6 protein-coding genes and 1 pseudogene are annotated in these 5,538 nt (G+C 71.5%); 4 read left to right on the forward strand and 3 right to left on the reverse strand.

Translation table 11 applies throughout. From position 1 onward, the window contains the following. A pseudogene (locus AB0J52_RS25090) lies at positions 1-256 on the reverse strand (hypothetical protein); the annotation flags it as partial. 301 nt (positions 257-557) lie between these two features. Beyond that, the gene (locus tag AB0J52_RS25095; protein ID WP_500184637.1) at positions 558-890 is read right to left on the reverse strand and encodes a DUF3817 domain-containing protein; all 333 of its coding nucleotides are present in this window, start codon (positions 888-890) and stop codon (positions 558-560) included. Between the two features lie 127 nt (positions 891-1,017). On the opposite strand from AB0J52_RS25095, the gene AB0J52_RS25100 reads away from it, so the two are divergent. Both AB0J52_RS25100 and AB0J52_RS25105 read left to right on the forward strand, forming a co-directional pair. Next, positions 1,018-1,770, forward strand: coding sequence for a DUF2127 domain-containing protein (locus tag AB0J52_RS25100; protein WP_500184639.1), 753 nt, complete (start codon positions 1,018-1,020; stop codon positions 1,768-1,770). A gap of 90 nt (positions 1,771-1,860) precedes the next feature. Continuing rightward, the gene (locus AB0J52_RS25105) at positions 1,861-2,550 is read left to right on the forward strand and encodes a DUF4230 domain-containing protein (RefSeq protein ID WP_500184641.1); all 690 of its coding nucleotides are present in this window, start codon (positions 1,861-1,863) and stop codon (positions 2,548-2,550) included. Between the two features lie 139 nt (positions 2,551-2,689). Here the strand turns inward: AB0J52_RS25105 and AB0J52_RS25110 are convergent, their stop codons facing one another. Next, a complete protein-coding gene (locus tag AB0J52_RS25110; protein ID WP_500184644.1) occupies positions 2,690-3,892 on the reverse strand; it encodes an acetyl-CoA C-acetyltransferase in 1,203 nt (400 codons plus the stop codon). Positions 3,893-3,975: 83 nt separating this feature from the next. On the opposite strand from AB0J52_RS25110, the gene mce reads away from it, so the two are divergent. Further along, a complete protein-coding gene (gene mce / locus AB0J52_RS25115; RefSeq protein ID WP_500184646.1) occupies positions 3,976-4,401 on the forward strand; it encodes a methylmalonyl-CoA epimerase in 426 nt (141 codons plus the stop codon). Between the two features lie 352 nt (positions 4,402-4,753). Further along, a partial coding sequence (locus AB0J52_RS25120) for a DivIVA domain-containing protein (RefSeq protein ID WP_500184648.1) occupies positions 4,754-5,538 on the forward strand: 785 nt, incomplete at its 3' end.

A 5,538-nucleotide genomic window follows, 5' to 3' on the forward strand; every position in this document is an offset into this window, starting at 1 on the left:
CGACGTCGCGCGTGGAACCGGGCGAGGAGCCGGGCGGGCGGCCCGGCGGCAGGGCCGCGGGCGCGTCCTCGTCCGACGGGACGCTCTCACGCTCCATGAGGCCTGGTGAGACGACCGCGGGCCCTGGGGCGGCGGGCGGTGGAGGGGCTTCGCGCTCGGCGACGTCCGGCAGAGGGCACTCGGGGCGGACGTCGTCCGGCAGGCGCGTCCCGGGCCGGTCGTCGTCGTCCGGGAAGGCGTCCGCACGCTCGTCCAAGCGCCGGGGGAAGCCCTCCCGCGCGTCCAAGCCCGGCGGCGGGAAGACGACTGCGAGGCCGTCACCGCTTGGCGGGCGCGTGCCTGACGGACCGGTCACCGGCAAGGTGAGGCCGGGTCACGCCGACGTGCGGGGCAGGTCGGTGCCGTTGCCGTTCGGGAAGTCAGCGGGCAAAGGAACGCGCCCCGCGCCGGACGACCTGGAACAGGACGCCCGGCGGGGGCGCTGAGTACCCTCTGCGCGGCCACGACAGGACCCCCCAGACCCGCCGCGACCACGCAGAAGCTTTATGACGCGGCGCTCACACCGCCTGCCGCTCCGGCGCCTCGTCCGCCCGCACCGGGGCGCCGGCGACCGGCCGGAGCCAGTTCCGCTCGACGAAGAACGGTGCGACCGGGAGCACCGAGGCGATGAGCGCCAGCAGCGTCCGCTTGTTGTCCCAGCCCACCGCCCGGCGGCCGGCGAGGACCAGGGCGACGTAGGCCAGGAACAGGACACCGTGGATCGGCCCCATGATCTGGACGCCCGCCGGCTCATCGCCGATGTACTTGACCGGCATGGCCACGAGCAGAAGCACCAGGAACGAGACGGCCTCCGCCACGGAGACGATCCGCAGGGTTTTCACGATGTCCACGTGCACCTAACGTACCGCCACCTTCGCAGTGTTTCGGACGGCCCTATGACGCTGCTCACACCCGTCCCCCGGCGCCGCCCGCTTCCGGCCCTCGGCCCGGGACCCCGCGCACCTCTAGGGTGACCGCGTGGACTGGAGTTTGCTGACCTGCGCGCGCAAGGGACACATCACCTACGCGCCCGACGAACCGCGGCTGCGACTGCGGCTGCACACCGAGACGCCCGTCGGCGACGCCTGGCGGTGCCTGCGCTGCGGCGCCTACATCCACGGCGACCCGCACGGCGCGGGACCCGCCGACCACGCGCCGCTGGTCAAGCGCGGCAAGGAACTGCGCGACGCGTTCATCATGCGGTTCTTCGCGGTCGAGCGGGTCATCCGCGGCCTGGTGGTGCTCGCCGCCGCGTACGGGGTGTGGCGGTTCTCCGAGCACCGCGGCTCGATCCAGCGGATCTTCGAGAAGGAGATCCCGCTGCTGCGCCCGCTGGCCGACCAGGTCGGCTGGGACCTGGACCATTCCAAGATCGTGGAGTCGTTCCGCAAGGTGTTCGACCTCACGCCCGGGACGCTGCGGTGGCTGGCCGTGGGACTGCTGGTGTACGCCGCGGTCGAGATCATCGAGGCGATCGGGCTCTGGCTGCTGCAGCGCTGGGGCGAGTACTTCGCGGTGATCGCGACCTCGTTCGGGCTGCCGATCGAGATCTACGAGCTGTCCGAGCGGATCACCGTCGTCCGGATCGGCGCACTGCTGATCAACATCGGGCTGATCGTCTACATCGTGGTCACCAAGCGGCTGTTCGGCGTCCGCGGCGGCAAGGCCGCCCACGAGGCGCACCTGCGCAGCGCGTCCCTGCTGGAGGTGGAGGAGGCCGCGGCCCACTGAGCCGCGGCGGCCCGGGACGCGCGTCCGGCGGCCGGTGAGCCGGCTTCGCGCCCGCGGCAAGGTTTGCCAAGAATTGGGCATGTTGTGGGCATGAAGCCAGCACCGCCTCAAGAGACACCGGCCCCGGCCAGGCAGGACCGCCGGTGGGGACGGCTCGGGGTCGTCCTCCTTCTGGTCGCGGCGACCGTGGCCGTCGTGCTCGTCGTCCAGAACGGCCTGCGGCTGCTCCCCCACTGGCTGGACCCCTTCGCCGAGGACACCAAGGACCGCAGCGGCCCCGCGCTGCTGCGGTCCGTCCGCGACATGCACCGCTACCAGGCCGCCAGCGGCGACTTCCAGGTCGTCGTGGACCTGGACAAGGAGGCCAAGTACCTGCCCGGCGCGCTGCGCGGCAGGCGGACGCTGTTCATCGGGCAGGGCTCGGTGAACGCGTACGTGGACTTCTCCAAGCTCGGCTCGGGCGCCATCACCGTCAACTCCGACCGGACGGCCGCGACCGTCAGGCTCCCCCGCGCCCAGCTCGACACGACGAACCTGGACCCGAAGCGCAGCTACGTGTTCTCCACGGAGCGCGGCCTGTTCGACCGCTTCGGGGACTTCTTCAGCTCCAACCCCAACAACCAGCAGCAGCTGTACGTGCTGGCGTCCCAGAAGATCCAGACGGCCGCGCAGCAGAGCGGGCTCCAGACCCGCGCCGACCAGAACACCAAGTCGATGCTGGAGAACATGCTCCGCGCGCTGGGGTTCAAGACCGTCACGATCCAGCAGGCGTCCCAGTAGCGCGCGAAGCCCGCGACGGGCCCAACCGGCGCGAGCGCGCTACCGACCGTGCGGGGGCAACGCCGAAGGCGAGCCCCCGCACGGTTGATCGCGAAGCGATGCCGCGCTCGCGGGAGTGCCCGGACCGCCGGGCGAGCCGCTAGGCGAGTTCGGCGGAGCCGGGGACTCGGATGATCAAGGCGTCGCCCTGGCCGCCGCCGCCGCACAGCGCGGCCGCGCCCAGGCCGCCGCCGCGGCGCTTCAGCTCGTATGCCAGGTGCAGGACGAGCCGGGCGCCGGACATGCCGACCGGGTGGCCGACCGCGATGGCGCCGCCGTCCACGTTGACCTTCTCCGGGCCGACGCCGAGGTCGCGCATGGACTGGATGCCCACGGACGCGAACGCCTCGTTGATCTCGATGAGGTCGAGGTCGTCCACGGTCAGGCCGGCCTTGCCCAGCGCGTGCTTGATCGCGTTGGACGGCTGGGAGTGCAGCGAGCTGTCCGGGCCGGCGACGTTGCCGTGCGCGCCGATCTCGGCGATCCAGTCGAGCCCCAGCTCCTCGGCCTTGGCCTTGGACATCACCACGACGGCCGCGGCGCCGTCGGAGATCTGCGAGGCGGAGCCGGCGGTGATCGTGCCGTCCTTGGCGAAGGACGGGCGGAGCCGGGCGAGGGTCTCGGCCGTGGTGTCGCCGCGGACGCCCTCGTCCGCCGCGAACACGATCGGGTCGCCCTTGCGCTGCGGGATCTCGATCGGCGCGATCTCGGCGTCGAACCGGCCGTTCTTGATCGCGTCGGCGGCGCGCTGGTGCGAGCGGGCGCTGAACTCGTCCTGCTCCTCGCGGGTCAGGCCGAGCTCGGCGTTGCCGCGCTCGGTGGACTCGCCCATCGAGATGCCCTCGAACGAGTCGGTGAGCGCGTCGTAGGCCATGTGGTCGAGCATCTCGACCGAGCCGTACTTGTAGCCGCCGCGCGACTTGGGCAGCAGGTGCGGGGCCTGGGTCATCGACTCCATGCCGCCCGCGACGACGATGTCGAACTCGCCGGCCCGGATGAGCTGGTCGGCGAGCGCGATCGCGTCCAGGCCCGACAGGCAGACCTTGTTGATGTTGACGGACGGCACGTTCATCGGGATGCCGGCCTTGACGGCGGCCTGGCGGGCCGGGATCTGGCCCGCCCCCGCCTGGAGCACCTGGCCGAGGATGACGTACTCGACCTGGTCCCCGGTGATCCCGGCGCGCTCCAGCGCGGCCTTGATCGCGTGCGCGCCGAGGTCGGCGGCGGTGAAGTCCTTCAGCGAGCCCAGCAGCCGCCCGATGGGGGTGCGGGCACCGGCGACGATGACGGAACCGACGGACAAAGGGGGCCTCCACGAGAAGGTACGGCGGGACGTTTGCCACGATACTCAGCAGGACCGAACGTTCTTCGCCCCGGGGAGGAAGCATGCTCACCCGCATCGACCACATCGGCATCGCCTGCCACGACCTGGAGGCCACGGTCGCGTTCTACCGGGAGACCTACGGGTTCACCGACGTGCACTACGAGACCAACGAGGAGCAGGGCGTCCGGGAGGCCATGCTCAGGATCAACGGGACCGGCGACGGGGCGGCCAGCTACATCCAGCTCATCACTCCGGTCCGGGACGACTCGACCGTCGCGAAGTGGCTGGCCAAGAACGGCGAAGGCGTGCACCACATTGCTTTCGGGACGGACGGGGACGTCCAGGACGAGGCGGACGGAATCGCCGACAAGGGCGTCCGGGTGCTCTACGACGCCCCGCGGAACGGCTCGCTCGGCTCCCGGATCACCTTCCTGCACCCGAAGGACTGCCACGGCGTCCTGACCGAGCTGGTGCAGAAGAGCACCTGACCTCCGCGCGGCGCCCGCCGCCCCCGTGGAGCGCCCCGCCGCGGCGGACCGACGAGATCGTGACGTGATCGATATCACAGCGCGGTGTAGGGGCGTCAGGGATGGTGTGCTGTAACCGTTCGGACACTTCTGGTGCATTTCACAGCGGAAACCCCTGCGGGATCGAGCGTCCGGGGCTCAACGGACAAACGGGACAAACCTCCCAGTCCGTTCGGTTGAGCCCCCAACAGCACAGCACCCGGAGTACGCTGCATTCGCCGGAAGAGGTCTGGGGCGGCGCGCCCCTCAGGCAGGCGATCGACCGGTCCCCGGAACCTTGGCCCGTAGCCCCGTCACACCAGGATTGAGCCACATGCAGTCCGACATCGACGCCCAGCTCAGCAACTTCTTTGAAGACACGCCCCCGCGCGAGTTCGACGTGGTGCTTCGCGGCTACGACCGGCACCAGGTCGACGAGCACATCAAGCAGCTCGACAACGAGGTCCGCACCACCCGCGAGTCGACCTCGCAGCTCCAGCGCGAGCTGGCGGACGCCCACCGGCAGCTGCAGGAGCAGGAGCGCCCGACCTACTCGGGTCTCGGCGCCCGCATCGAGCAACTCCTCCGGCTCGCCGAGGAGCAGGCGACCGAGCTCGTCCAGGCGGCCCGCAGCGAGGCCAACGAGATCAAGGCCGCCGCGAAGGTGGAGGCCGCCGAGCTGCGCGCCACCGCCGAGAACGACGCCTCCGAGCTGCGCGCCACCGCCCAGCGCGAGTGCGACGACATGCGGGGCGCCGCCGAGCGCGAGGCCGAGGAGGTGCGCACCTCCGCCCGCCGCGAGGCCGACGAGCTGACCTCCACCACCGAGCGCGAGATCGCCAAGCTCCGCGCCACCGCCGACCACGAGGTCGCCGAGAAGCGCGCCACCGCCGAGCGCGAGATCGCCAAGCTGCGCACCACCACCGAGCGCGAGGTCGCCCAGCTGCGGGCGTCCACCAAGCGCGAGCGGGACGAGATCCTCACCACCGCCAAGCGGCAGGCCGACGAGATGCGCGCGCAGGCGCAGCGCATCCTGGAGGAGTCCGAGGCGCAGCGGGCGCAGGCCGAGGCCGAGTTCGAGATCCAGCTGGCCGCCCGCCGCGAGGAGGCCGACCGGCA

The sequence above is a fragment of the Spirillospora sp. NPDC049652 genome (genome assembly GCF_040675125.1).
Classification (GTDB): Bacteria; Actinomycetota; Actinomycetes; order Streptosporangiales; family Streptosporangiaceae; genus Spirillospora.

Bases quoted from the DNA above. Each gene is read 5' to 3' on its own strand.
- AB0J52_RS25105 (WP_500184641.1), top strand. From the start codon at position 1,861: ATGAAGCCAGCACCGCCTCAAGAGACACCGGCCCCGGCCAGGCAGGAC.
- mce (WP_500184646.1), top strand. From the start codon at position 3,976: ATGCTCACCCGCATCGACCACATCGGCATCGCCTGCCACGACCTGGAG.